This is a genomic window from Acuticoccus kandeliae (assembly GCF_003073115.1).
In genome coordinates, this window is record NZ_QBBV01000001.1 from 2,285,788 (window position 1) to 2,310,581 (window position 24,794).

Genomic DNA, 24,794 nt, shown 5'->3' on the forward strand with positions numbered 1-24,794 from the left:
GCGCCGCCCGCGCCAGCCTCGAATGAGGCTCCCGGTTGATTTGGATTAAAGCTACGGGCGCGGAGTCGCTCGCGTTTGACCGGACGGTCTCGGCGCTTGCCGAAATGTCGAGCCTTTGTCCCGCTTTGTAACGGGCGCGGCCGGTCAGACGAGCGCCGAGAGGGCCTCGTAGAGGGCGCGCGGGTCGTGATGGCCCTGGTAGGGGGGCGGCGGGGCCTCGGTGCCGCAAAGCCGCGAGACCGCCTCCCGCGCGCTGCGCACCGCATATTCCATGGTGAACGCCGCCTCCTTCGGCACCTCCGAGAACTCCCCGATGAAGCCGAAATTGGTGGATCCCTCCGGCACCACGCGCGGCCGATCGGCCCGCGTGCGCACGAGCCAGGGCGTCCCCGCGTGCGGCAGGATGCACGGGATGCAGGTCGAGTTCGCGAGGATGTCGTCCATGTGCCGCTCGAAGCCGAGCTGCAGCACGGTCTCCCGCAGGATCTCTTCGCCCGTGCAGCCCGTCATCGGCTTGGCGACGAAATCGCCAACGCTGTCCGGGTAGAGGGCATAGCCCCACCACACCATCACGTCCGCCGGCTGGGCCACGAACTCGGGCTGGTGGAAGAGGGCGGTGGTGAGGAGCCAGGACGAGTCGCGCACGGTGAGGAGGCCGCCGCGCCCCGGCTCCGCCGCGGTGAGGTCGCTATAGAGGCGGAAGAAGGTCGGATCGCGCGTCGTCACCGTGAAGGTGACCCAGGTCGTGTCCGGCACGTGCGCGGCGCCGAAGAAGGTGTCGGGGTGGCCGAATTCGGGACGGCCCTCCGCGAGCCTGCGCCACAGGGCCAGCGCGGGGCCGTCATCGGTCGGCCGTGCGGCCTCGCGCATCGAGCCGATGCCGAGCCCCGCGGTCTGCGAGGCGGCGGTGACGAGGACGAGATCCTCCGGCGCGATTTCGATCGTGCGCGTCACGCCGCCCTCGACGATCTCGAGCGAGTTGACGGTCGTGCGCTCCAGCGTCGGCGCGAAGCCGATATCGGTGACGCGCGCGCCGGTGACGATCTTGACCCCCTGCCGCGTCAGCCACGCGACCACGGGCTCGATGAGCGCCTCATACTGGTTGAGCGGTGTGCGCCAGATGCGCGTCATCGTGGCGAGGTCGGGGAAGAGGTGGAGGAAGCGGTTGATGAAGCGGCGCATCTCCATCGCGCTGTGCTGCGGCAGCGCGTTCATCATCGAGACCCAGATGATCCAGAAATCGCTCTCAAAGAAGTCCGGCGCGAAGAAGTCCCGGATCGGCTTGCCGTCGAGCTGCCATTCCGGGGTGAGGGCGAGGCGGGCGAGGTCGAGCCGGTCGCGCGGGCTGAGGCCGAGATGGGGCGCGATCGCGACCGCCCCGCTCCGGTCGAGGAGGCGCACCTTGGCGTGGTAGCCGTAACGCGCGTTGAAGCGGACGATGTCGTCCCAGATCGAGCGCTGCGGGTTGGTGGCCGAGGGGACCAGCGAGAGGAGGTCGCGCGTGCAGCGAAACTCCTCCTCGAAGATGCGTCCGGTGGGCAGGACATAGCCGCCCGCCGGGTCGCCATACATCGCCATCGCGCCGCCCGGCTGGTCGGCGGCCTCGAAGATGGTGACATTTCCCGCGAGCACCCCGCCGTCCCGCACGAGCGTGGCCGCCGCCGCGAGCGAAGCGATGCCGGAGCCGACAAGATAGGCGCGCATGATCGTCCTCCCCGGTCGGGGGCCGCGCCCCCAGAGACCGGATCGGACCCCGAGTGCGCCCGCCTCGGCATGACATTGCGCAAATTCGGCGGCGGGCCCGGTCGGCGTGGGTGCGCGATGAGACCTTTCGGCGTCCTGGCGCGTTTGGCTCCGGAGTGGATCGGCCGGGATCAGGGCGCGCGGCGCGCCACGGCGGCGATCGGCACGAAGCCTGACTGTGAGCGCCCATGTCGCTGGAAGAGCATGCCTTTTCGGATCGTCTCGATCCGCGCGTCGCAGCCGACGAGGCGGGCCTGCGCTATGTCAACGCCGACGAACCGGGGCTCTCGCGCCGCCGCGCCGGCCGGGGCTTCACCTATCGCAACCCCGCCGGCCGCACGGTCCGTGAGGCCGCCGCGCTGAAGCGGATCCGGGCGCTCGCCGTGCCGCCGGCCTGGGTCGAGGTGTGGATCTGCGCCGACGGGAAGGGCCACATCCAGGCGACGGGGCGCGACCAGCGCGGGCGCAAGCAATACCGCTATCACCCTGATTTCCGCGCGCTGCGCGAGAGCGCCAAGTACGAGCAGATCCTCCATTTCGCGGAGCTTCTGCCGACGATCCGCACCACCGTCTCCGCGCACATGGGACTGCGCGGCCTGCCGCGCGAGAAGGTGCTCGCGACCACCGTCCACCTCCTCGAGACGACGCTGATCCGGGTCGGCAACGACGACTATGCCCGGCAGAACCGCTCCTACGGGCTGACGACGCTGCAGCGCCGGCATGTCGTGGTGAGCGGGTCGGAGCTGAAATTCCGCTTCATGGCGAAGAGCGGCAAGATGTGGGAGCGCAAGCTCACCGATCGGCGCGCGGCCCGCATCATCAAGGCGTGCCAGGAGCTGCCGGGCCAGGCACTCCTCCAATATGTCGACGCCGGGGGCGGGCGGCACGACGTCTCCTCAGGCGACGTGAACGAGTATCTGCGCGAGATCACCGGCAGCGACGTGACCGCGAAGCACTTCCGCACCTGGGCGGGGACGGTTTCGGCCGCGCTGGCGCTCGCGGAGCTGGAGGCGGTGGAGAGCCCGACGGCGGCCAAGCGCAATCTGCGCCGGGTGATCGACCGCGTGGCGAACCGGCTCGGCAACACGCCGACCATCTGCCGCAAATGCTACGTCCATCCCGAGATCGTGGACGCCTATCTGGGGGCCGCGCTGGAGCTGGAACTCGACGGGGTGGTGGATGTCGCCCCGCGCGGCGCTGCGCCCTGCAACCTCTATCCGGAGGAGGCGGCGGTGATCGCCTTCCTCCAGGGGCGCATCGAGGGCGCGCGCCCGGTCGTCGAGGGACGGGCGCTCGCGCGGCGGGCGGCCAACGAGGCCGCGCCGCTGTCGGCGAGCGCATAGCCCGCCCCGGCGGCCGGGGCGAGCGCGAGCGGGGTCGGCCTCAGGCCGGGACCGCGGGCTCGCCGATGGTGACGGTGAGGCTCCCGAGCGTCTCGATCGTGCCGACGAGGACGTTGCCGGGCACCACCGCGCCGACGCCGGAGGGCGTGCCGGTCATGATGATGTCCCCCGGCTCCAGCGAGAAGAAGCGCGACAGGGTCGCAATGATCTCGGGCGTCTTCCAGATCATCAGGCTGAGGTCCGAATCCTGGCGGGCGACGCCGTCGACCTCGAGCCGGATCGAGCCGGAGGAGGGGTGGCCGACATCGGCGACCGGGTAGATCGGCCCGCACGGGGCCGAATGGTCGAACGCCTTCTTCAATTCCCAGGGGATGCGCGGCCCGTCGGGCGAGCCGAGGACGGTGCGGCGCGTCATGTCGATGCAGATGCCGTAGCCGTAGATGTGCGACAGCGCGTCCTCGGGGCTGATCATGTAGCCGCCGGATTTCATGGCGACCATCATCTCCAGCTCATAGTGGAGATTGTCCGTGCCGGGCGGGTAGGGGACCGTGCCGCCATCATGAACCACCGCGTCGGCGGGCTTCTGGAACATCAGGGGGAAGTCGCGGGTCTCGTCGCCGCCCATCTCGCGCACGTGGGCGACATAGTTCCGGCCCACGCAATAGATGCGGCGCACCGGGAAGCGCGCCTCGGACCCCACAATCGGCAGCGTCGGGCGAACGGGGGCCGCAACGGCCAGCGTTTGATCGGATGTCATCGTCTGTCCTGGGTTTCGCTGGCGGGGAGAATATCCATCAACCAGGGCAAGTCTATAAGAATCTGCATTTTTTCTGAGATGAGCAAAAATAATGAATTTCTGTTGACACGCCCGCGACGCGATGCATCCTGTTGACCAGATAGACACCCGGAAGGAGTGCTGAATGTTTGGACGTCGGACTATTTTCGCGGCCGCCGCGTCTTTGCCCCTCTTCATGACGTCGGCACCGCTGCTGGCTCAAGATCTGACGGAGCTGACACTGGCTCTGCCGAGCCCGGGCGGCCTTGGTTACTTCGCGCTCTACAATGCCATGGGCGAGGGTTACTTCGAGGAAGAAGGTCTCGAAATCACCCCGCAGAGCGTCAACGGCTCCTCGCAGGTCATCCAGGCGCTGCTGGCGGGCCAGGCGCAGCTCGGCCATCCGGGGCCGGGCCCGGTCCTGAACGCCGTCGAGAACGGCGCGGACATCGTCTACATCTACAATTATTTCGCGCGCAGCCAGTTCAACCTGGTCGTGCCCGAATCCTCCGAATACCAGCAGCCGACCGACCTCAAGGGCAAGATCATCGGCGTCGGCACGTCCGATGGCGCGGAAGTCGCCTTCGTGCGCTCGATCCTCGACGATGCCGGCATGAAGGAGGGTGACGACTACACCTTCATCACCGTCGGCGAGGGCGGCATGGCGGTCGCCGGCTTCATGCAGGGCTCGATCGACGCCTATGCGTCCGACACGGCGGGCGTCGCGACGCTCCAGCTCCGCGGCGTGCCGCTGCGCATCCTCACCCCGCCGAAATTCCAGTCCTATTTCGGCAACGGCTACGCGGTCACCAACGAGTTCTTCGACAACAACCAGGACGTCCTGACCCGCTTCGGCCGTGCGCTGGTGAAGGGCATGAAGTTCGGCCTCGACCCCGCGAACCGCGAGGCGACGCTGGAGAACGCCAAGCTCGGCAACCCCCAGCAGCTCGAGGACATGGATTTCGCCGACGCCCTCCTCGACGTCTACTCCCACCTCACGTCCCCGCTCGACCCGTCGAAGGGGTTCGGCTACCAGAGCCCGGAAGCCTGGCAGCAGTGGCACGACACCCTCGTCGCCTCCGGTGATCTCGACGCGCCGATGGAGAACCTGGAAGCGGCCTATTCGAACGACCTCATCGACGCGTGGAACGCCGATTGATGACGAACGCGACTGCGGCGGCCGGGGCAGAGACCCGGCCAAAGCCAGTTTATGAGCTGACCAACGTCGCCAAGATCTACGGCGACGGTGAGGTTCGCGCCCTCGAGGGCGTGAGCCTCACGGTGTGCGAGGGGGAGTTCCACTCCGTCATCGGCTCGTCGGGCTGCGGGAAATCCACCCTCCTCAAGATCATGGCCGGCCTCACCCCGCCGACGCGCGGGCGGGTCGTCCTCTCCGGGACGCCCGTGATGGGCGCGCGGCCGGACATCGGCATGATGTTCCAGCAGGCGACGCTCTTCCCCTGGCGCACCACGCTGCAGAACATCCTCCTCCCGGTCGAGATCCGCGAGGGCAAGCGCGCGGCGGCGGCGGCCCGCACCCGCGCCATCGCCCTCCTGGAGCTCGTCGGCCTCAAGGGCTTCGAGGGCGCCTATCCGGCCCAGCTCTCCGGCGGCATGGCGCAGCGCGCGGCGATCTGCCGGATGCTCGTCTCCGAGCCGCAGATGCTGCTCCTCGACGAGCCGTTCAGCGCGCTCGACGAGATCACGCGCGACTTCATGAACATGGAGCTCCAGCGGATCTGCCTTGAGCGGAACGCCTCGGCCTTCCTCGTCACCCACTCGATCGCGGAGGCGGTGATCCTGTCGGACGTCGTGCACGTCATGTCGGCGCGGCCGGGGCGGATCGTGCGCTCCATCCCGATCGACCTGCCGCGCCCGCGCACGCTCGAGATGGCGACGCTGCCGGCCTTCGGCGCCTACGTGACCGAGATCCGCAACCTCCTCGACAAGGGAGCCTTCCTGTGAGCGAGCTTTCTCCCGCAGAGCCCCTCATCGAGGAGCTGGGCGACACGGTCTGGACCGAGCACGTCTCCGTCGCCTCGCGCGTGCCGCGCTGGGTCTCGATGGTGGTGCTCCTCATCGCCTTTCTCGGCATCTGGCAGCTCGTCACCGCGCTCGGCATCATCTCCCCGCTGATCCTGCCGAGCCCGGTCTCAACGGTCGAGGACGTGATCTTCGTCGGGCAGAATCTGATGTCGGGCGGCTACGCGCTGCCGGCGCTCTGGGTGACCGCGCAGGAGGTGATCTGGGGCTTCGTGTGGGCAGTGGCCATCGGGGTGACGCTCGGCGTCCTCGTCGGCGAGACGTCCATCGGCGAGCGGGCGGTGATGCCCTATATCGTCGCGATCGACACGATGCCGAAGCTCGCCTTCGCCCCTCTTTTCGTTGCCTGGCTCGGCTTCGGGATCGCCTCGAAGGTGGCGCTCGCCGCCTTCATCGCGGTCTTCCCGATCGTCGTCAGCACCGCCGCCGGGCTCCACGCGGCCGACGAGAACGCGAAGATGCTGTTCCGCTCCATCGGCGCCTCGCGCTGGCAGACGCTCCTCCAGCTCAAGATCCCGACGGGCCTGCCGCACTTCTTCACCGGGCTGAAGATCGCCGCGATCGGCGTCGTCTCCGGCGCGATCGCGGGCGAGTTCCTCGGCGGGGGCAGGGGCTTCGGCGAACTGATCCGCGTCGCGGCCGCGCAGCTCGACACCCCGCGCGTCTTCTCGTTGATTATCTATCTCAGCCTTCTCGGACTGTTGATGTTCGGTCTTGTCTCCTGGATGCAGTACAAGTTCGTCTTCTGGCACCGCTCGTCGCACGGACGCGCGAAGATGAAGGCGAAGGCGTAAGGGGGCCGGGGACCGGCGGAGCATGTCACAGCAATCGGAAAAGACCACGCAGGCGACGGCGATCTACCAGAAGCTCCGCGCCGACATCATCCACGGGGCCTACACGCCCGGCGCGAAGCTCCGCATCGACGGCATCGCCGCGAAATATGACGTCGGCAGCAATGCCGTGCGCGAGGCGCTGTCGCGCCTCTCCTCCGAACGCCTCGTCGAGCGGCACGAGCAGCGGGGCTACACCGTCCCGCCCGTCGCTCTCGGCGACTGGCAGGTGCTCGCCCGCACGCGCTGCTTCCTGGAGGGCAACGTCCTCAAGGAATCGATGCGCCATCGCGACGATCTGTGGGAGGAGAACATCGTCGTCGCCTTCCACCGCCTGTCGCGCTTCTCCTCCCGTGAAGGGTCGCGCGAGGGGTGGGAGGACGCGCACCGCAACTTCCACCGCGCGCTGATCGCCAATTGCGGCTCGCCCTGGCTGATCGATTTCTGCGACATCCTCGCCGACCACGCGGCGCGCTACATCTCCTTCTCCAACGCCTTCCGCAAGGCCCCGCGCGACGGGCTGCGCGAGCACGAGGCGCTGATGAAGGCGGTCCTGCACGGCACGCCCGAGGAGGCGTGCGAGTGCCTGACGCGGCACTATACGCGCACGCTGGAGGTGATCGAGGAGCTGTTCGAGCGCGACAAGCTTCCGGCCGCGCCGCCGAGCGCGGCCGTCGCCGACCTCGCCGGCTCCGTCGCCAAGCTGATGTCGAAGCCCTGACGCGGGGGCCTTCCTAGAAGGCGCTCTCCGTCGTCTTGACCGGGGCAGGGGGCGGGGCGGGAGCCGCTTCGGGCAGCGCCGGGGTCTCGGGGCCTGGCGTGCCGAACTCCGCCTCGCGCACCCACTCGCGCCAGATCGCGACGAGGAGCGCCATCAGCACCGGGCCGAGGAAGAGGCCGAGCACCCCCATCGTCTTCACCCCGCCGATGAGGCCGAAGAAGGTGGGCAGGAAGGGGAGCTTGATCGGTCCGCCGACGAGGTGGGGCCGCAGCGTCTTGTCGACGATGAAGAGCTCGATCGTGCCCCACATGAAGAGGGCGATGCCCGCGATCTCCGATCCGCTCGACACGAGATAGATCGAGATCAGCGTGAAGGTGAGGGGCGCGCCGCCGGGGACGAGCGCCATCACCGCCGTGATCGCGCCGAAGGTGACCGGGGAGGGCACACCCGCGAGCCAGTAGGCGATGCCGAGCACGATGCCTTCGCCGATCGCGATCAGCGTCATCCCGGTGACGGTGGCGCTGATGGTCGCCGGGACGGTGCGCGACAGGCGGCCCCAGCGCATCGGCAGGATGCGCTCGCCGAGGCGGTCGACCTGGGCCGCGAAGGATTCGCCGTCCCGGTAGATGCAGAAGAGCGTGATCAGCATGAAGAGGGCGGCGAGCACGAGGCCGAAGAGGCTCCCGCCCGCGGCGAGCACGCTGCGGTAGATGCTGCCGACATTCGCGCCGCTGACGAGCTGGATCAGCTCACCGACGCCGCCCGGATGGCTGAGCTTCTCCGTCCACGCCGTGTTCAGCCAATCGCCGACGAGGGGCAGAGTCGCGATCCAGTGCGGGGTCGTGGCGCCGGTCCGGTTCACCTCCATCACCCAGAACCACCACACCCGCACCTCGCCGATGGCATAGACGCCGGCGAGCGCGACGGGGACGACGATGAAGAGGAGGATCGACAGAAGCGCCAGCGTCGCGGCGAGGCTCTTGCGCTCGCCCGTCGCCGCCCGCAACCGGCGATAGAGTGGCCAGGTGGCGAACGCGATCACCAGCGCGGCGAGGACCGGGACCACGAATCCGTGGAAGAAATAGACGCCCGCGGCAAGGATCAGGAGGAGCAGCCAGCGCGCGACGGTCAGCGACGGAGCGACCGATATGCGGGACGAGGTCCCGAAAAGCTGCCTCTCCGCCTGCGGCTTTCGACTCAGATCATGCAACGCTCTGATCTCCAACGTGCGCCTATGGCCGTCCGCTCTGATCTCCACGATCGGCGGAAGGTCTACCCGGTCGGGGAGCAAAGCAAGAGGTTTGGTGCCGCGCCCCGCACCGCACCCGCTGCGCGCCGGTCGCGGGCGGCCCCGGCCCCGGCCGGGTCTAGGGCAGATTCTCGCGGAAGTAGATATCGAGCTTCATCGAACGGTGGCGCGGGGCTTGTCCGGAGAGGCTCGCGATCGCCCGGTCGATGAGGTCGTCGGGGTCGAGGTCGAACACCGCGTCCATCGTCCCGTCGAGGAGGGCGCGGCGGGTGTCGGGGGTGAGGCCGTGGCCGACGAAGACGACCGATTCGCGCCCCCGCTCGCGCAGCGCCCGCGTGATGCCGCCCGACGAGCCGCCCACATTGTAGATGCCGACAAGGTCCGGCACCTGGTCGAGGAGGGCGAGGGTGTGGCGGTAATTCTCGCCCGCATCGTCGTGCCCCTCGCGCATCCCGACGACGCGCAGGTGCGCGAACATCTCGTCCTGGATGCTGAGAAAGCCGGCCTCGCGCTCCGAATGGGCGCGGTAGTGGCGCGAGCCCGCGACGAGGGCGACAGAACCCGTCTGCGACTGGGCGAGGCGGCCGATGAGGAGGCCCGCCGTGCGGCCGACGGCGCGGTTGTCGAGCCCCACCGAATCGACGCCGGCGACGTGGCCGAGATCGGAGATGATGGTCACGAGGCGGGTGCCGCCGGCGCTGAGTTCGGCCGCGACCTCGCGCACCTGCGGGTGCTCGATGGCGAAGAAGGCGATCCCGTCCGCCCAGGCCGCGTTCTCGCGCAGCGCGTCGGCGAGGGCGGCGGCGTTGAAGCCCTCGATGAAGAAGCAGCGCAGGAACGGGTGGTTGAGGCTCGAGCGCGTGACGCGGTCGCGCACCCGCTCGCCGAGGCTGCGCAGATAGGGGTTGGTGCCGGAGGGCAGGAGCACGACGATGTTGAGCGGACGCTCGGCCCGGTAGAGGTCCGCGTCCTCGCGCGACAGGAAGCCGATATCCTGCGCGATTTCCAGAACGTGGCGGCGCGTGCGCTCCTTCACCCCCTTGCGGCGGTTGATGACCCGGTCGACCGTCGCGAGCGACACGCCGGCCCGGTCGGCGATGTCGGCGAGCTGGGGACGCCCCTCGTCTGATGCTTCAGTTTCCTGACGCACATCAAAAACCATCATTTTGTTTCCTTTGACGGAGGGTCGTCCGAAACATTAGCCTGGGTCAATACCGAAGTGATCTTCGGGCAAAGGCTGTGGTCATTCTCAGCGGCTCCCTCAAAACGCATCAAAACGCAGGGGAGCGGATTGTGGGGAGGAGATGAAATGAAGACTTCATTTGGCGTCAACCGCCGTACCGTTCTCGTCGGCGGCGCGGCCGCGCTCGCGGCCCCTTTCGTCGTGCGTCACGCGCACGCGGCGACGAGCCTTCGCTACGGGCACAACAACGAGGTGGCCTCGGTCGCCGGCGCGCAGGCCGACTGGTTCGCCGAGGCGCTCGGCCAGACCTCCGGCGGCGCGATCGAGGTGAAGGTCTATCCGAACAGCCAGCTCGGCAAGCTGCAGGAGCTCGCCGAGGCGGTCTCGCTCGGCACCATCGCCTTCTCGCACAACACCGCGGGCGCGCTCGGCTCGCTCTACCAGCCCTTCGCCGCGCTCGACACGCCCTACCTCTATCGCGACGTCGACCACCTGATGAAGGTCACCGACGTCGACAGCCCGGTGATGCAGGAATTGAATGACGGGCTGATCGCCGCCGCCAATGTGCGCGTGATCTACGCCCACTATTTCGGCCGCCGGAACCTCACCTGCAACAAGGCCGTCCTGTCGCCGGCCGACCTTGCGGGCGTGAAGATCCGCTCGGTGCCATTCCCGATCTACACCACCGCCGTCGAGGGCATGGGCGCCGTCGCCGTCCCCGTCGACTGGTCGGAGGTTCCGACCGCGCTCGCCACCGGCGTCGTCCAGGGCCAGGAGAACCCGGTCAACGTGGTCCTGAAGGTGAAGCTCTACGAGGTGCAGTCCCACCTCATGCTGACCGGCCACATGTCGAACGCCGAGGTCGTCGTGATGAACGAGGACGTGTGGCAGGGCATGAGCGACGCGGAGAAGGACGCCGTGCGCGAGGCCGCGAGCCAGACCCGCGAGAAGGCGACCAAGGCGATCCTCGACAACGAGGATGCCGAGACCGATCAGCTTCGCGAGCTCGGCATGACGGTCATCGGTCCGGACGAGGGCCTCGACCTCGAAGCCTTCCGCGCCTCCGTGAGCAAGCTCGTCGACGAGCGCTTCGGCGAGCAGTTCGGCGACCTCTACAGCAAGATCGCCGCGGTCGCCTGATGGTCGACGGCGTATCGGGCCGCGCGATTCTCGCGCGGCTCGTGCGGTTCGGGGCCGTGCTTGGAATGGTCCTGCTCTCGCTGATGGCGACGCTGGTGGTGCTCCAGGTCGCGGCGCGCAACTTCCTCGATCTCGGCCTTCCGTGGGCGGACGAGCTCGCGCGGTTCAGCGGGATCGGGGTCGTCTTCCTCACGGTGCCCTACCTTGCGGGGCGGCACGTCCTCGTCTCGGTCTCGATGCTCCCGGATGCGCTCGGCCCCCGCGGGCGGCGCGCGCTCTCCCTCGTCGGCGACCTCGCGACGCTCCTCTTCGCCGCGCTGATGCTGTGGAGCTTCGCCGAGTTCCTGCCGCGCGCCGGCAAGTTCCTGACTCCCGCGATGCGGATGCCGAACTGGGGCTATTACAGCCTCGCTCTCGCTGGCAGCGTGATGCTCGCCATCATGGCCGCCACCCGTGTCGGCGCCGCTCTCACGGGCCGCGATCCGACGTCGCCCTTCCATGAATCGCGAGACGATTCCGGCCTGCCGATATGAGCCTCCTTCTCCTGTCCATCTTCGCCGTCCTCCTGGTCCTCGGCGCGCCGATCGCCGTGTGCCTCGGCCTCTCCTCGGCGATCGTGATCGTGCTTGAGGGGCTGCCGGTCTCCGTGCTCGCCCAGCGCAGCCTCAATGCGCTCGATTCCTCGCCGCTCCTCGCGGTCCCGCTCTTCATCTTCGCCGCGAGCCTCCTCAACGCGACCGGGGTGACGACGCACCTCTTCGATCTCGTGCGCATGATCTTCGGCCGCATTCGCGGCGCGGTCGCGCAGGTGAGCGTCTTCGTCTCGCTGATCTTCTCCGGCGTCTCGGGCGCCGCGCTCGCCGATATCGGCGCCCTCGGCGCGATCCAGATTAACCAGATGAAGGCGCAGGGCTATCGCGAGGAGTTCGCGGCGGGCCTCACCATCGCCGCGGCCACCATCGGGCCCATCTTCCCGCCCTCGATCCCCATCATCATCTACGCCTCCGTCGCCAACGTGTCGGCGGTGCAGCTTCTCCTCGCTGGCGTCGTCCCGGCGCTCCTCCTCACCGCGCTTCTGATGATCCAGGTGGCCGTGGTGGCGCGGGTGAAGGGCCTGCCGCGCGACGACATCCGCGTCGGCCGCCGCGCAGTCGCCCGCAAGGCGCTGATCTCGCTGCCGGCGCTCCTCGCCCCGGTGATCCTCATCGGCGGACTGATGAGCGGCTATTTCGGACCGACCGAGGTCGCGGGCGTCACCGTCGCCTACGCGCTCTTCATCGGCGTCGCCATCTACCGCTCGCTCTCCGGCAAGGCGATCCTCGGCGCGCTGCGCGAGACGGTGGAGGCGACCGCGAACATCCTCTTCGTGGTCGCGACGGCGGCGCTGTTCGCGTGGGTGCTGACGCTCGATCAGGTGCCGATGAAGGTGTCGGGCTTCCTCCTCGGCCTCTCGGACAACCCGTTCGTCCTCCTCTTTCTCGTCAACGTGTTCCTGCTGATCGTCGGCATGGTGCTCGAGAGCATCGCGGCGATCCTCATCCTCGCGCCCATCGTGGCGCCGGCGCTGACCGCGGCGGGCGTCGACCCGCTGCAGCTCGGGATTGTCTTCGTCCTCAACCTGATGATCGGCCTCCTCACGCCGCCGGTCGGGATGAGCCTCTACATGATCACGATCATCACGCGGATGCCGGTCTCGCGGGTGATCGCCGGGGTGATGCCCTTCTTCATCCCGCTCCTTCTGTCGCTGGTCGTCGTCTCCGCCGTCCCGGCGCTGTCCACCTGGCTTCCCGAAACCCTGATGAAATAGGCTCTCACATGAGCAATCTACTCGGTCCCATCCGTCAGCTCGGCTATGTGGTCGACGACATCGAGGCCGGCATGAAGCACTGGTCCGAGGTCATGGGCGTCGGACCCTGGTTCTACAATCCGCGCGTGCCGATCGAGGACTACATGTTCGACGGCGTGCGCTACGAGCCGCACAATTCGGTCGCGCTCGCCAATTCCGGCCCGATGCAGGTGGAGCTGATCCAGACCCGCAACGACGTGCCGTCGATGTATCGCGACTACATGCAGCGCGGTCAGCGCGGCCTCCAGCACGTCGCCTTCTGGACCGTCGACTACGACGCCGATCTCGCGAGGATGCTCGCGCGCGGCTTCACGGTGAAGATGAGCGGCTGCGTCGGCCAGAATGGCCGCTTCGCTTATTTCGCCGAGGAGCAGCATCCCGGCACCTGCATCGAACTGTCCGAGGTGATGGGGCCGAAGGGCAAGATGTTCGACATGATCCGCGAGGCGTCCGTCGACTGGGACGGCAGCGACCCGGTGCGCCCGTTCCCCGACCTCTCCACCCTCTGAGCGCCGTGGACAGGATCGTCGCGGACTATCTCCTCGAGACACCGTTCCCGCTCGAGGAGGTCGCCGCCATGATGGCGGGCGAACAGTCGAGCGGGACGTTCGTGCGCGTCGCGGGCGAGACGGACGAATTGCGCGCCCGCGCCGCCGCCGAAGTGCTCTCGATCGAGCCGGAGGGCGAGGCCGACCATCCGAGCCTCGCCTCCGCCTATGTCGAGCGCAAGGAGAAGAAGGGGCCGTTCCGCCGTGCGCGGGTGAGGATCGCTTATCCGGTCGGCAATATCGGGCGGAACCTGCCGACGCTCGCCGCGACCGTCTCGGGCAATCTCTACGATATCGGCGAGATCACCGGGCTGAAGCTCCTCTCGCTCGACATTCCCGCCGCCTATCGCGCCCGCTATCCGCTTCCGGCTCTGGGTGTCGCGGGCACGCGGGCCGCACTCGGCGTCGCGGAGCGGCCGATCTTCGGCACCATCATCAAGCCGAATGTCGGGATGCGGCCGGGTGAGATCGCGGCGCTCGTCGACACGCTCTGCGCGGCGGGCGTCGACTTCATCAAGGACGACGAAGTCTGCGCGAACCCCGACATCGCCCCGCTCGCCGAACGCGTGCCGGCGGTGATGGCGGTGATCCGCGCGTGGCGCGAGAAGACGGGCCGGGCGGTGATGATGGCCTTCAACATCACCGACGAGACGGATGCGATGCGCCGCCACGCCGACCTCGTCGCGGCGGAGGGGGGCAACTGCGTGATGGCGAGCCTCAACTGGTGCGGCCTCTCGGCGATGGAATCGCTGCGCGCCCACACCCCGCTCGCGATCCACGCGCACCGCAACGGCTTCGGCGCGATGAGCCGCCATCCGCTCCTTGGCATCGGCTTTCAGGCCTACCACGCCCTCTACCGCCTCGCCGGGATCGACCACATGCACGTCCACGGCATCGGCGGGAAGTTCGTCGACGACGCCGAGGAGGTGACGGAGGCGGCGCGCGCGTGCCTGCGCCCGCTGTCGGTGGACGGCCCCGACGACCGGGTGATGCCGGCCTTCTCCTCCGGCCAGTGGGCGGGCACGCTGCCGCGCACGCTGGAGGCGGCCGGGAGCGCCGACCTCATGTTCATGTGCGGCGGCGGCATTCTCGCCCATCCGGACGGCCCCGCCGCCGGGATCGCCTCGCTGCGCGAGGCGTGGGAGGCGCTGCAGGCGGGCGAGGATCTCGCGGCGGCTGCGGAGACGCGTCCGGCGCTCGCCGCCGCGATCGGCTTCTTCGGGGCGCGCTGATGACGAGTGTCGTCTTCCTCGGCGACGATTTCACCGGCGCGTCCGACAGCCTCGCGACCTACGCGCGGGGCGGCTGGCGCGCGCGCCTGGTGCTCGACGCGGCGGAGGGCCGCGACCCGGCGGGGCTCGATGCGATGGGGCTGCCGACGGACCTGCGCTCCCTTGCCCCGCAACGGGCCGTGGCGGAGGTGGCGCGTCTCTGGCCCCGCATCGCGGAGGCCGACCCGCGAATCCTCCACTTCAAGGTTTGCTCCACATTCGATTCCGGCCCCGAGATCGGCTCGATCGGCGCGGTGGTCGCGGCGCTCAGGGAGCGCTTCCGGCCCGATATCGTCGCGGTGATCGGTGGCCAGCCGAGCCTTGGCCGCTACTGCGCCTTCGGCAACCTGTTCGCACGCGGGCCGGAGGGGGCGGTCCACCGCATCGACCGCCACCCGGTGATGAGCCGCCACCCCGTGACGCCCATGAACGAGGCGGACCTGCGCCGCCACCTCGCCCTCCAGGGGCTCGACGGGTTGACGCTCGTGCCGCTGACCGCGCTCACCGACATCGACAGGGCGGCCGCGACGCTGCGCGAGGGTCCCGTCCTCCTCGACGTCATGAGCGCGGAGGACCAGTACGCCATCGCAAGCGCGCTCGCCGCCGCCGGGGGGCGTCAGCTCCTTGTCGGGGCAAGTTCGGTCGCCGAGATTCTCGTCGCCGCGCAGGCGGGCGCGTCGGGTCCGGCCCGCGTCGCGCGCCCGACCTCGCCAAACGTGCTCCTCTTCGCCGGGAGCCGCTCGATCACCACCGCCGCGCAGGTCGACGCGGCGACGGGCTGCCGCAAGATCCCGCTCACCGCCGAGGCGCTCGCCACCGGCGCGGCGCGGGACGCGGCGGTCGCGCATCTGAAGGCGGGGGAGCGCGTCCTCATCCATCTCCTGCCGCACGAAGATTATGGCCTGTCGCCCGACGGGCTCGCCGACGCGTCGAGCCGCCTCGTCGGCGCGATCCTCGCGGAGGCCGATATCGGCTATCTCGGCCTTGCGGGCGGCGACACGTCGAGCCGGATCGCGACGCGGCTCGGCTTCGACGCGCTCGATTTCGAGGAGAGCCTCGGGGCGGGGGTGTGCGTGTGCGCGGCGACCCACCGCGACCCGCGCCGCGACCGGATGCGCGTCATGCTGAAGGGCGGCCAGATGGGCACGCCCGACCTCTTCGACCGCTTCGCCGCGCGGGCGGACACGGGCCTGCGCGCCGTCTGACGCGCAGGCTCCGCCGCCGCGGCCGCCTCAGGCGGCGCGCAGGTGCGCGAGGTGGGGCTCGGCCGTCTCGATCGCGGCCCGGAGCGCGGCCAGCGTGTCGTCCACGATCTCGTCCGTGTGGGCGGCGGAGAGGAACCATGCGCCGCGCTCCAGCGCGCGCACGCCGTGGCCGAGCATCGCCGTCGTGAGGTGCCGGTAGGCGGCTTTGTCGACCCCCTGCATCCCGCGATAGTTGATCGCCGGCTCCTTGAGGCCGAGTGCCACGTTGAAGATCTGCGGGAAGCCGGAGACCACCACCGGCAGCGCGGCGTCGGCGAACGCGTCGCGGATGCCGTTCATGAGGCGCGTGCCGACGCGCTCCATCCCCTCATAGACGCCCTGCTTGGAGAGCTCGTCGAGCGTCGCGACGGTCGCCGCCATCGCCATCGGCTGCGCGTTGTAGGTGCCGCCATGGAGGATCGTCCCGTCCGACAGGCGGTCCATGATGTCGGCACGGCCGGCGACGCAGGCGACGGAGAACCCGTTGGCGATGGCCTTCGCGAAGGTCGCAAGGTCCGGCGTCACGCCGAAGCGGCCCTGCGCGCCGCCGGGGCCGACGCGGAAGCCCGTGATCACCTCGTCGAAGATGAGGATCGTGCCGTGCTTGGTGCAGGCCTCGCGCACGGCCTCCAGATACCCGTCCAGCGGGAAGATGCCGCCGGTGTTGCACATCGCCGCTTCCATGATGAGCGCGGCGACATCGCCCTTGGCGAGGCGCTCGATCACCTGCTCGGGCCGGTTCCAGGAGAGGACATCGATGCTTTCGCCGGTCACGAGGTCCTGGCCCGCGCTCGCGGCGTAGGGGGTCGGGTCGTCCTCCGGTCCCATCTGGTCGGCCGGGGTCGCGTTCGACCACAGGACGCTGTCGAGCCAGCCATGATAGTGGCCCTCGAACTTCACGACCATGCGCCGCCCCGTCGCCGCGCGCGCGAGGCGGAGCGCAAGCTGCACGGCCTCCGACCCGGACGAGGCGAAGCGCACGCGGTCCGCGCACGGCACCATCTCGGTGATCTTCGTCGCGGCCTGATATTCGAGTTCGCTCTGCCCGCCATAGAGGAGGCCGCGTTCGAGCTGGGCGCGCGCCGCCTCGATCACCGGGGCGGGGCTGTGACCGAGCACCATCGGGCCGAGCGCGAGATAGTAGTCGATCAGGCGGTTGCCATCGATGTCGTAGAGATAGGCGCCTTCGCCCCGTTCGAAGACGAGCGGGGTGGGCGCGACGCCGAGGCGGAAATTGCTGCTGACCCCGCCCGGCATCACGGCGGTCGCCTCCCGGACCCTTTCGGCCGAACGGTCGAATCTGCACTCGGTCATTGCCAACCTTTCTTCACTGGACCGGGCCGGCAGGGGGCGCTGCCCCGCCCGTCATCCCGCACGCGCCTGCGCGCGGGGTCATGGGGAGGCGCGGCCGGGAGGGCCGCGCGGAACGCGTGCGTCTCAGCGGATGAGGCCGGCCATTCGGGGCAGCATCAGCGAGACGAAGGGCAGATAGGTGATGATCATGAGCGCGAGGAGCTTGATCGCATAGAAGGGCAGCAGCGCGCGCGCGATCGCCCCCATCGGCCGCCCCGTCACCGACGAGATGACGAAGAGGTTCGTCCCGATCGGCGGAGTGTTGAGGCCGACCATCAGGTTGACGATCACGATGATCGCGAAGTGGATCGGGTCGATTCCGTAGGAGAGGGCGGTCGGCTGGAGGATCGGCACGAAGATCAGGATCGCCGGGACCGTGTCGACGAAGCAGCCGACGACGAGGAGGAAGGCGTTCACGATGATGAGGAAGACGTAGCGGTTGTCCGTCATCGCCGCGAACATCGCCTTCGCCGCGCCCGGCACGTTCTCGATCGCGAGGAACCAGGCGAAGAGGGTGGAGGTCGCGACGACGATCATCACCGTCGCCGTGGTGAGCGCGCTCTCGCGGAAGATCTCGAAGAGGCTCTTCGCGTCGGCCGTGCGGTAGACGACGACGGTAAGGAAGAGCGCATAGGCCGCGAGGACCGCCGCCGCCTCCGTCGCGGTGAAGATGCCACCCCGCACGCCGCCGACGATGATGACGGGGGCGACGAGCACCGGCAGCGCGTCGAGCGTCGCGCGGGCAAGGCTGCGGTCATGCCGCTCGCGCGTCGGCGGCGGGGCGATCTTGTGGGCGCGCAGCGCGACGTAGAGCATCAGGAGGACGACGATGAGGAGGCCCGGCACGATGCCGGCGAAGAACATCGCCCCGATCGAGAGCTTCGTCGGGATCGCGTAGATCACCATGATGATGCTCGGCGGGATGATGGGGGCGATCATCGCGCCGGAAATGGTGAGGGCGGCGGCGAAGTCGGCCGAGTAGCCGCGCGCGCGCATCATCGGCGTCATCACCGATCCGAGCGCGGCGGTGTCGGCCGTCGCCGAGCCCGAGAGGCCAGCCATCAGCATGTTCGACAGGATGTTCACATAGGCGAGCCCGCCGCGCACCCGGCCGACGAGGAGGTCCACGAAGTCGACGAGCTTGCGGATGATGCCGCCGCCGACGAGGAGGTTGCCCGCGAGGATGAAGAGCGGCAGGGCGAGGAGGCCGTAGGAGTTCATCCCGGCGAACATGCGCTGCGCCGCAACCGGCGCGTTGCCGATGCCGGTGAAGAGGAGGCCCGCGAAGGCGATCACGCCGACGGCGAAGGCGATCGGCGTCTCGACCGCGAGGAGGATCGCGAGGAGGCCGAGGACGATGGCGGCGGTCACGAGCCGCTCTCCCCGGTCGCGTCGCGCCCCGTCAGGATGTTGCGCAGGACCATCGCGAGGCCGACGAGGGAGAGGGCGCAGGCGATCGGGATGATGAGATAGGGGATCGTCATCGGCAGGCGCAGCGCGGTGGAGGGCTGGCTCCACGCCCCGAGCGCGAGCCAGAAGCCGCCATAGCCGATATAGGCGAGGAAGATCGCGACGAGGACGAGGCCGGCCGCGCGCAGAAGGCGGTAGACGATCGGCCGCTTCGGCAGCCACTCGATCTTGATGTGCATGTTCTCGCCGAAGGCGCGGTACATGCCGAGGAATGAGATGCCGACGAGCAGGAACTGGGACAGTTCTTCGGGCCAGGGGAGCGGCGCGTGCCACAGATAGCGCAGCGCCACCTGGGTCACGAGCACGGCTGCGATGGTCGCAAGGGCGAGCACGAGCACCACGTCGATGACGCGGTTGACAATTCTGAGGACGGGCATGGCGTCACCTTGTGGTGCTCCCGGGCCGCGTGGGCCCGGGAGGGGGAGGAGGGGTGACTATTCGACGGCGGCGAGACGGTCCGCGCGGATCTTCTCGATCTCCGCGTAGACGGCGTCGACATAGGCCGGGTCGAGCTCCGTCTTGAGGTAGGCCTGCATCGGCTCCTTCACGGCCGAGGAGAAGGTGGCGAGCTCCTCGGCGGTCGGGGCGTAGACCTCCATGCCGAGCTCACGCAGCTTGTCGACGGCGCTGACGCGGGCCTGATAGTTGCGCTCGCCATATTCGGTGGCGGCCGCCATCTGGGCGCCGGTGACGACAACCGCACGCAGCTCCGGCGGGAGGCTCTGGAAGAAGTCCTCGTTCATCATCAGCGTGTTGATGCCGAGCTGGTGGTTGTCGAGCGTCAGGTGGTCCTGCACCTCGTAGAAGGAGTAGTCGAGCACGACGCCGACCGGGTTCTCCTGGCCGTCGACGACGCCGGACTGCATCGCGCCATAGAGCTCTTCCCACGGCACCGGTGTCGGCGAGCCGCCCATCGCCTTTACCATCTCGAGCGACATCGGGCTCGGCGGCACGCGCATGCGGATGCCCGCCATGTCGGCGGCCGACTTGATGGGCTTCACGTTGTTGGTGAAGCTGCGGAAGCCGTAGGAGGCGCCGGCGAGGAGGCGCATCCCCGACTCCTCGGCCATGGCGTCGCGCACGTCCATGAAGAAGTCGGAGTTGAGGAAGGCGAGGCCCTCTTCGTCGTTGCCGAAGAGGTAGGGCGTCGCGAGGATGAGCATGGGCTTGTAGAAGGTGCTCATCGTCTGCTCGTCGCCGTGGGCGAGCTGGATGGCGCCGGCCTTCACCTGCTCCAGCGCATCGGTCATCGAACCGAGCTGGCCGGCCGGGGAGATGTTGACCTCGATCTGGCCGCCGCTGGCGCTCTCGACATAGGCCTCGAAGACCTGCCAGCCCTTGTGGAGGGCGCTGTCGGTGGATTCACCGTGACTGGCCCGGATGGTGTAGTCAGCGGCCTCGGCCGCACTCAGTCCCGACGCGAGCACCAGGCTCGCCAACGCCACTCCACTCCAACGAATTCCCATGCGATGTTCCTTCTGGTTTGAGAGCACTCGGTCGTCGCGTCCAGTCCTCCCCAGACCGTCGCTACAGAACGCCGAATTTTTCGAAGACGTCCTTCAGAAGCGCACCCTGGAGAAGGGCGTCGCGCGTGTTGTTTTCGCTTTCGATCTTTTCGAGCGCGGTCGCGATCACCGTGTCGGCGACGTCCGCCGGGATGACGACGACACCGTCCGCGTCTCCGAAGATGAGGTCGCCCGAGGACACGGCGACGCCGGCGCACTCCACCGGCACGTCCATCGCCATCATCTTGGCGCGGCCCTTTGAATCGAGCGGGCCGATGCCGCCGTGGAAGACGGGGAAGTTGGCGGCGCGGATGTGGCGGATGTCGCGCACGAGCCCGTCGGTCACGCAGCCGACGGCGCCGCGCATCTTGGCCGCCGTCGTCAGAAGCTCGCCCCAGGGGGCGATCCGGTCGGTCGGCCCGTCGCAGGCGAGGACCGCGATCTCGAACGGCTTCAGATCGTCGATGAGGGCGATCTCCACCTCGTACGGGTTCTCGTCCGGCTCGACCGAATAGGCCTTCATGTAGAGGCCGGTGCGGGCGCGGCCGAAGAGGACGCTCTCCTCGTCGAGCGGGCGCACGAAGGGGCGCATCGCCTGCTGCATGAGGCCGACACTGTCCATCACGTCGGACAGGACGGCGGTGTAGAGGCGCTGCTGGAGGGCACTGAAATCATAATTCATGACAGCGGCCAATTCGTCCTGGTTAAACGTTTAATGTTGAGGCTAGGGTGGTTTTTTCTGCCGGTCAAGCGGCCTATTGCGAACTGAACGTTGCTTTTCGAGTGAGGTCATGGCGCGTCCTACTATCGTCGGTGTGGCGGCCCGAGCGGGGGTCTCCACCGCAACGGTGTCGAAGGTGGTCAACGGGATCGAGAGCGGGGTCTCGGAGGCGACGCGCGCGCGGGTCGTGGCCGCCATCAAGGAGCTCGGCTACCGGCCGAACCGGATGGGCCGAAGCCTGCGCACGCTGCGCCATTCCACGATCGGGCTCGCCATCGTCGACCCGTCCCCGCGCTTCCTCGCCGACCCGTTCACGACGAACCTCGTCGCGGGGATCAGCAATCATCTGGGCTCGCAAGGGTTCGGCCTGCTCCTCCACGGGGTGCGGCCCGGCAAGCTGTCCGAATCCTTCCTCGTGCGGGAGTCCGACGTCGACGCGCTCTGCCTCAATCTGTGCGGCGAACGGGCGGATCGGATCGCGGCGATGCGGCTCGCGGCGGGGCTCGGCCAGCCGGTCGTCATCATCCAGGATCGCCCGCTGCCGGGCCTGTCAGACGCCGCCTTCGTGCGCCAGGACGACAAGGCGGGGGCGGCCGCGCTCGCCGAGCATCTCCTCGCGCGCAAACCGCGCCGGGCGCTGATGGTAATCGCGGACGTCGCCTGGCCCGCGGTCGAGCATCGCGTCGCGGGGATCCGCTCGGTGTTCGAGGCGAACGGCGTCGCGCTCGACATCGTCGCCTGCGACGAGACGCGGAGCGAGGCGATCTCGGAGGCGATCAGCGCGGCGCTGACGCGGGCGGACCCGCCCGACATCATCGTCGGCCAGAACGACCAGATCGCCATCATCGCGATCCAGGTGCTGGGCGGTCTCGGCCTCAAGGTGCCGCACGATGTCGCCGTGTCCGGCTTCAACGCCTTCCCGTTCACGGGCCTTGCCGTGCCGGCGCTGACGACGGTGCGCTCGCGCGCCTACGAGCTCGGCACGGCGGCGGCGAAGGCGATCCTCGACCGGCTGGAGACCGGCCGCTTCGCCTCCACCGACCATCTCCTGCCGCTCGACCTCATCAAGGGCGAGTCGGCCTGAGGGCTACCAGAACCACTGGATCGCAAGGCAGCTCGCGAGGCCGACGACGATGTTCATCGGGATGCCGATCTTCATGAAGTCGGAGAAGCGATAGTCGCCCGCGCCGTAGACGAGCGTGTTCGTCTGGTAGCCGACGGGGGTCGCGAAGCTTGCCGAGGCCGCGACCATCACCGCGATGACGGCGGCGCGCGGGTCGTGCCCCGCCTCGTTCGCGAGCAGGATCGCGATCGGGGTAAAGATCACGGCGACCGCGTTGTTGGTGACGAGCTCCGTGAGCAGCGAGGTGAGGAGGTAGAGGCCGAGGATGAAGAGGAAGGGGGGCGCGGAGGCGAAGGTCGGCGCGATCCAGTCGACCACCATCTCGATCGTCCCCGCCTTCTGAAGGCCGAGCCCGATCGCGAGCATCGCGAAGACGAGGACGAGGAGCCCGCCATCGATCGAATCCCAGGCCTCCTCCGCATCGATGCAGCGCAGGATCAGGATCGCCGCGACCGCGATCATCGCGAGCGCCCCGATCGGCGCGATGCCGAGCGCGGCGAGAACCACGACAGCCGCCGCGCCGAGGATCGCGATCGGCGCACGGCCGCGCCGGAAGGGCCGCGACTCGGTGCGGTTGAGGCTCACGAACATGTTGCTGCGGGCAAGGCGGCCGATCGCATCCGGCTCGCCGCGCACCATGATGCGGTCCGCCGGTCGCAGGATCACGTTGTCGAGGCTCTCGCCCGGAAGATGGCCGTCGCGATGGACGCCGAGGAGGGCGATGTCGACGCGCTGGAGGAGGGCGATGTCGGCGATCCGCTGCCGCCCGCGCTGGCGGCTGGGGGCGAGGAAGGCTTCCGCTACCAGCGCCTCCTCGGTGAAGTCGCGCCGCCGCGTCTTGCCGACGATCACGCCCTCGACGCCTTCGAGGCTGAGGATTTCTTCGCGCGTCGCCTTGAGGACGAGCCGGTCCCCTTCGCGCAGCTCCTCCTCGTCGATCCCATCGCGCAGGAGCTTGCCGCCACGGCGCAGCGCCAGGAGGTGCAGCCCGTCCGGCCGCACGAGGCGCAGCTCGCCGAGCTTCGTCCCGATCTCGGCGAAGTCGCCCGTCAGCGCGATCTCGGTGAGGAAGGCAGCCCGGTCATCATCGGCGAAAGCCTCGGAGTGGTTGTCCCGGTCGGGCAGCAGCCAGCGTGAGGTGAGAAGGATCATAAGCGTGCCGGCCGCGGCGGCGACGAGGCCCACCGGCGTGATCTCGAAGATCGAGAAGGGGGCGAGCCCCTCGCTCTGCGCGACGCCCGCGACGACGAGATTGGTCGAGGTGCCGATGAGGGTGCAGGTGCCGCCGAGGATCGCGAAATAGGAGAGCGGGATCAGGAGCTTGGTCGATGCGATCCCGACCGTGCCGGCGAGACGGATCACGACCGGGATCAGCACCAGGACGACCGGCATGTTGTTGACGAAGGCGGACGCGGCGAGCGCACCGAGGAGGACGCTCGCGATCGCGATCGAGGGATGCGTCTCGGCGCGCTTGGTGATCCAGGTGGCGACCGCCTCCAACGTGCCGGTGCGCACGAGCGCGCCGGAGATCACGAACATCGCGGCGATGGTGATGAGGGCGGGCGAGGCGAGGACGCTCGCCACATCGTCGATCGTGAGGATCCCGAGCGCGATGAAGGCGCCCGCGGCGATGATCGCGACGGCGCTCGGCGCGAGGAGCTCGGTGGCGAAGGCCGCGAAGGTGAGGACGAGGAGGGCGAGCCCGACGAACGGCTGGACGGCCTCGGGGAGGAACGAGGTCAAGCCGCGCTCGCCGGCCGCCGGATGGTTGCCAATTGCGGCGTTTGCACTGAGCCTCTCCTGCGCCATCCGGACCGATCCGCCCCGTGGGAAGCGGCCGGCCCGGCAAACTCTCTTGTCCTGAATTTGTGGCGCACTTTCGTCGCGCGACAAGGCTCGGCGGACCCGCGCCGTTCGCTTTTTGGCAAACGGAGAGAGCGCCTCGCGCTACCCAGGCGCGGGTGCCCTTCCGCTGGCCGGCTGGCGGCTCAGGCCCCGAGCGTTTCGGCGGAGGCGGCGCCGGCGCCCTTGGCACCCGCCCCGTTGCGGCGCACGACGCGGACCTTTCCGCTCGGCCCGCCGCCGCAGAAAAAGCGCCCGGCCCCGTCGCTCTCGAGGCCGGAGATCCCGGTCCCGGACGGCATGTCCAGCGCCTCCAGCGTCTCCCCGGTGGCGGGGTCGAGGCGGCGGATGTCGCTGTCCTCGCCCTCCCAGGTCGCGTGCCAGAGCTCGCCGTCGACCCACGTCACCCCCGTGACGAAGCGGTTCGACTGGATCGTGCGCAGGATCTTGCCCGTCTCCGGGTCCACCTGATGGATCGAGCGGGCGCGATACTGGCCGACCCAGAGCGAGCCTTCCGCCCAGGCAAGGCCCGACGCGCCGCCCTCTGGCGCGGGGATCGACCCGATCACGCGGCCGGTCTCCGGATCGATCTTCTGGATCCGGTCCTCGGCGATCTGGAAGAGGTGCGCGCCGTCGAAGGCGGTGCCGGCGTGGGCCGGGACCTCGATGGAACGGATCGGGGCCCCGCTGTCGGGGTCGACGGCGTTCAGCCGGTCGCCCGAGGCGAACCACACGCTCTTCCCGTCGAAGGTGACGCCGTGCACGGCCTCGGCGCCGGGAAAGGGGCCGAGTTCCTGAATGATTTCGGCTTTCTGGTGCTTCATGGCTTTCATCCTTGCTGCGA

23 protein-coding genes are annotated in these 24,794 nt (G+C 68.9%); 12 read left to right on the forward strand and 11 right to left on the reverse strand.

Annotated elements, in window-relative coordinates:
* Window positions 1-144: 144 nt before the first annotated feature.
* The gene (locus DBV35_RS10415; RefSeq protein WP_108660071.1) at window positions 145-1,704 is read right to left on the reverse strand and encodes an oleate hydratase; all 1,560 of its coding nucleotides are present in this window, start codon (window positions 1,702-1,704) and stop codon (window positions 145-147) included.
* Between the two features lie 227 nt (window positions 1,705-1,931).
* On the opposite strand from DBV35_RS10415, the gene DBV35_RS10420 reads away from it, so the two are divergent.
* On the forward strand, window positions 1,932-3,086 hold the full coding sequence (locus DBV35_RS10420) for a DNA topoisomerase IB (protein ID WP_108660072.1): 1,155 nt from the start codon (window positions 1,932-1,934) through the stop codon (window positions 3,084-3,086).
* Window positions 3,087-3,126: 40 nt separating this feature from the next.
* On the opposite strand, the gene DBV35_RS10425 is transcribed toward DBV35_RS10420, so the two are convergent.
* Window positions 3,127-3,843, reverse strand: coding sequence for a fumarylacetoacetate hydrolase family protein (locus tag DBV35_RS10425; protein WP_108660073.1), 717 nt, complete (start codon window positions 3,841-3,843; stop codon window positions 3,127-3,129).
* A 163-nt stretch (window positions 3,844-4,006) separates the two neighbouring features.
* On the opposite strand from DBV35_RS10425, the gene DBV35_RS10430 reads away from it, so the two are divergent.
* The 4 genes from DBV35_RS10430 to DBV35_RS10445 are packed head-to-tail and all read left to right on the forward strand — an operon-like array spanning window position 4,007 to window position 7,455.
* On the forward strand, window positions 4,007-5,020 hold the full coding sequence (locus tag DBV35_RS10430) for an ABC transporter substrate-binding protein (protein ID WP_108660074.1): 1,014 nt from the start codon (window positions 4,007-4,009) through the stop codon (window positions 5,018-5,020).
* Window positions 5,020-5,826 (forward strand): ABC transporter ATP-binding protein, encoded by an 807-nt coding sequence (locus DBV35_RS10435; RefSeq protein ID WP_108660075.1) that lies wholly within the window; start codon window positions 5,020-5,022, stop codon window positions 5,824-5,826. The genes DBV35_RS10430 and DBV35_RS10435 overlap by 1 nt, the downstream gene beginning before the upstream one ends.
* Window positions 5,823-6,698, forward strand: a complete 876-nt coding sequence (locus tag DBV35_RS10440; protein ID WP_245943893.1) for an ABC transporter permease — start codon at window positions 5,823-5,825, stop codon at window positions 6,696-6,698. Before DBV35_RS10435 ends, DBV35_RS10440 begins: the two co-directional genes overlap by 4 nt.
* 22 nt (window positions 6,699-6,720) lie before the next feature.
* Window positions 6,721-7,455, forward strand: coding sequence for a GntR family transcriptional regulator (locus DBV35_RS10445; protein ID WP_108660076.1), 735 nt, complete (start codon window positions 6,721-6,723; stop codon window positions 7,453-7,455).
* A 13-nt stretch (window positions 7,456-7,468) separates the two neighbouring features.
* Here the strand turns inward: DBV35_RS10445 and DBV35_RS10450 are convergent, their stop codons facing one another.
* Together DBV35_RS10450 and DBV35_RS10455 are read right to left on the reverse strand one after the other, a co-directional pair.
* Window positions 7,469-8,665 (reverse strand): AI-2E family transporter, encoded by a 1,197-nt coding sequence (locus DBV35_RS10450; protein ID WP_108660077.1) that lies wholly within the window; start codon window positions 8,663-8,665, stop codon window positions 7,469-7,471.
* Window positions 8,666-8,822: 157 nt separating this feature from the next.
* Window positions 8,823-9,866, reverse strand: a complete 1,044-nt coding sequence (locus DBV35_RS10455; protein ID WP_205648546.1) for a LacI family DNA-binding transcriptional regulator — start codon at window positions 9,864-9,866, stop codon at window positions 8,823-8,825.
* 147 nt (window positions 9,867-10,013) lie between these two features.
* Here DBV35_RS10455 and DBV35_RS10460 point away from each other — a divergent pair, with 147 nt between their 5' ends.
* From DBV35_RS10460 to DBV35_RS10485, 6 genes are read left to right on the forward strand one after another with little or no spacing between them, the layout of a single operon-like run.
* Window positions 10,014-11,027: a TRAP transporter substrate-binding protein gene (locus tag DBV35_RS10460; RefSeq protein ID WP_108660079.1), complete on the forward strand. Its 1,014-nt coding sequence runs from the start codon at window positions 10,014-10,016 to the stop codon at window positions 11,025-11,027.
* Window positions 11,027-11,560 carry a TRAP transporter small permease gene (locus DBV35_RS10465; RefSeq protein WP_108660080.1) on the forward strand — a complete coding sequence of 178 codons (534 nt, stop codon included), beginning with the start codon at window positions 11,027-11,029 and terminating at the stop codon, window positions 11,558-11,560. The genes DBV35_RS10460 and DBV35_RS10465 overlap by 1 nt, the downstream gene beginning before the upstream one ends.
* Entirely contained in the window at window positions 11,557-12,834 is a 1,278-nt protein-coding gene (locus tag DBV35_RS10470; RefSeq protein WP_108660081.1) for a TRAP transporter large permease, read from the forward strand. Before DBV35_RS10465 ends, DBV35_RS10470 begins: the two co-directional genes overlap by 4 nt.
* Before the next feature lie 8 nt (window positions 12,835-12,842).
* Entirely contained in the window at window positions 12,843-13,382 is a 540-nt protein-coding gene (locus DBV35_RS10475; RefSeq protein WP_108660082.1) for a VOC family protein, read from the forward strand.
* Between the two features lie 5 nt (window positions 13,383-13,387).
* Entirely contained in the window at window positions 13,388-14,653 is a 1,266-nt protein-coding gene (locus tag DBV35_RS10480; RefSeq protein WP_205648547.1) for a ribulose-bisphosphate carboxylase large subunit family protein, read from the forward strand.
* The gene (locus DBV35_RS10485; protein WP_211099947.1) at window positions 14,653-15,897 is read left to right on the forward strand and encodes a four-carbon acid sugar kinase family protein; all 1,245 of its coding nucleotides are present in this window, start codon (window positions 14,653-14,655) and stop codon (window positions 15,895-15,897) included. The genes DBV35_RS10480 and DBV35_RS10485 overlap by 1 nt, the downstream gene beginning before the upstream one ends.
* A gap of 27 nt (window positions 15,898-15,924) precedes the next feature.
* Here the strand turns inward: DBV35_RS10485 and DBV35_RS10490 are convergent, their stop codons facing one another.
* From DBV35_RS10490 to DBV35_RS10510, 5 genes are all read right to left on the reverse strand, one after another.
* Entirely contained in the window at window positions 15,925-17,250 is a 1,326-nt protein-coding gene (locus DBV35_RS10490; protein ID WP_205648548.1) for an aspartate aminotransferase family protein, read from the reverse strand.
* A 123-nt stretch (window positions 17,251-17,373) separates the two neighbouring features.
* Window positions 17,374-18,660, reverse strand: coding sequence for a TRAP transporter large permease (locus DBV35_RS10495; RefSeq protein WP_108660084.1), 1,287 nt, complete (start codon window positions 18,658-18,660; stop codon window positions 17,374-17,376).
* The gene (locus DBV35_RS10500) at window positions 18,657-19,136 is read right to left on the reverse strand and encodes a TRAP transporter small permease (protein ID WP_108660085.1); all 480 of its coding nucleotides are present in this window, start codon (window positions 19,134-19,136) and stop codon (window positions 18,657-18,659) included. The genes DBV35_RS10495 and DBV35_RS10500 overlap by 4 nt, the downstream gene beginning before the upstream one ends.
* A 57-nt stretch (window positions 19,137-19,193) precedes the next feature.
* Window positions 19,194-20,198, reverse strand: a complete 1,005-nt coding sequence (locus DBV35_RS10505; RefSeq protein WP_205648549.1) for a TRAP transporter substrate-binding protein — start codon at window positions 20,196-20,198, stop codon at window positions 19,194-19,196.
* Window positions 20,199-20,286: 88 nt separating this feature from the next.
* Window positions 20,287-20,946, reverse strand: coding sequence for an RraA family protein (locus DBV35_RS10510; protein ID WP_108660087.1), 660 nt, complete (start codon window positions 20,944-20,946; stop codon window positions 20,287-20,289).
* 109 nt (window positions 20,947-21,055) lie between these two features.
* Between DBV35_RS10510 and DBV35_RS10515 the strand changes: the two genes are divergently transcribed.
* Window positions 21,056-22,069, forward strand: coding sequence for a LacI family DNA-binding transcriptional regulator (locus DBV35_RS10515; protein WP_108660088.1), 1,014 nt, complete (start codon window positions 21,056-21,058; stop codon window positions 22,067-22,069).
* 3 nt (window positions 22,070-22,072) lie between these two features.
* Here DBV35_RS10515 and DBV35_RS10520 read toward each other — a convergent pair whose 3' ends face one another.
* Complete coding sequence (locus DBV35_RS10520; protein WP_205648550.1) at window positions 22,073-23,851, reverse strand: SLC13 family permease; 1,779 nt, start codon at window positions 23,849-23,851, stop codon at window positions 22,073-22,075.
* A gap of 245 nt (window positions 23,852-24,096) precedes the next feature.
* Window positions 24,097-24,774: a Vgb family protein gene (locus DBV35_RS10525; protein WP_108660090.1), complete on the reverse strand. Its 678-nt coding sequence runs from the start codon at window positions 24,772-24,774 to the stop codon at window positions 24,097-24,099.
* Window positions 24,775-24,794 lie beyond the last annotated feature (20 nt).